This is a genomic window from Sphingobium sp. BS19, from assembly GCF_027925545.1.
Taxonomy (GTDB): domain Bacteria; phylum Pseudomonadota; class Alphaproteobacteria; order Sphingomonadales; family Sphingomonadaceae; genus Sphingobium.
Genome location: NZ_BSEF01000067.1, coordinates 1 through 1,651 on the forward strand (window position 1 = coordinate 1; position 1,651 = coordinate 1,651).

The following is a 1,651-nucleotide window of genomic DNA, read 5'->3' on the forward strand; positions in this document are numbered from 1 at the left end:
CCCGTCTTATTCATGAGACCGCCGCTCCGAGGTTTTGTGGGCTGGGTTCGTTGTTGACGGCGTAGTCTGGACGAGCGCCTCCGCTGGTGATTTTCACCACGACGGGAGCAAGGGGCTTTTTGAGGTTGGAGGACGAAGGTTCGGGCTTTCAGCGGCACTGCCGCGTTTGCTATGTCGGCGCTGACCGTAGGTTGGCGGCGATGGCTTTGAACACACCGGCATCCGGGCAGCCTGATGCGAAGGCAACGCGGATGCGCGAGGCGCTCTCAATGACGCGGGCTGCGACCTTGAGCAGCCTGAGACGCAGGGTTGCAAACTCGGCGAGTGCGAGCGCGGCTGTCTTGGGGATTTCCTGCTGGATGCGCCACATCAGCCAGTAGGCCGCGGTGTGCAGAATGAGGCGCATCTGATTGGCGTTGGCAGAGCGGCATGAGGTGCGATCGCTGGCGAGTTGGCTTTTGTGGCGCTTGATCAGGTTTTCGGCCTGGCCCCGTGCGCAGTAGAGCGTATCGTAGATGCGCTCGGCCGAGCCTTGGGTCAGCGAAGTGACGACATAGCGGATGTCCATGCCCAGCGTGCTGGCCTCGATCCGGGCGACGACGCGACGCTGGCACTTCCAGCTCTTCGCGCCGTAACGGGTCTCGGCATAGTTGCGTAGGACAGGGTATTGGCGCTGAGCCCGCTTGACCGCACAGGCATCGGCAGAAGCGACGATGACCGGATCAGCACGCAGCGTGGTGTTGGTTGGCAGGCCGAACACGTAATCGACGCGGGCCGCCTCGCAGAAGGACATGACCTCGGGCCGCCCATAGTGCCCGTCGCCACGGATGGTAATGTGCGTTTCCGGCCAGTGGCGGCGCAAATGACGTACCAGGCGCCGGATGTGGCCGGCAGCCTCCGCGCCCGAAGGCGTCTTGCCGGTGCGCAGCAGCATGGCCACCGGGCGGCCAGTAGCCGTATCGTACACATGAACCGGCAGAAAACAGCGCTCGCCATGGTGGCCGTTCCAGAATGAGAGTTGCTGATAGCCGTGCACGACGTCGCAGGTATCGTCGATATCCAGCGTCACCGCTTTGGGGGGAGCCGGATAGCTTGAGCAGTAGATGTCGATCATCGCGGCCATCATCCTTGCCAGCTCGCGTGTGGTCGGCGCATTCTCCCACCGGCTCATTGTGGGCTGGCTAGCAAGGCCCGCGCCCGATCCCGGCAGCTTGCCCAGGGCCAGACGGAACCCCGGATCGTCGCGCAGGGCATCGAGATCGTCGGCATCCTCGTAGCCGCAGGAGATGGCCAGGATGCGCGCTCGCAGGATGTCGTCCAGCGCATGCGTCACCCTGCTTGGATCACGCGGGTCGGCAATGCATGTGCCCAGCTTTCGACAGATCCCCATCGTCCGCTCGGCCTGCGCCAGCAGCAACACGCCCCCGTCGGAGGTCAGCCTGCCACCATCAAATGCGGCTGTGACTTTCTTGCGCCCAATCGCTGGAAACGAAAAACCCGTTGCGCTATCATCGTTCTCGGCGGGTGTGGCTTGTGGCATTTTTTGCCTCGTTGCAGGATTGGCTTCGACACCCATTTTCCTACTATAAAGCAACTGCTTAGGCCACTCCCGCCAACCCTTCTAACTAAGCACGGTGAATAAGACGGGCTA

The 1,651-nt window shown here is 62.6% G+C and carries 1 protein-coding gene; it reads right to left on the reverse strand.

Going from position 1 to position 1,651, the window contains the following annotated elements; genetic code table 11:
- Positions 1-169: 169 nt before the first annotated feature.
- The gene (locus tag QMG56_RS23160; RefSeq protein ID WP_281825255.1) at positions 170-1,540 is read right to left on the reverse strand and encodes an IS1380 family transposase; all 1,371 of its coding nucleotides are present in this window, start codon (positions 1,538-1,540) and stop codon (positions 170-172) included.
- Positions 1,541-1,651: the final 111 nt, after the last annotated feature.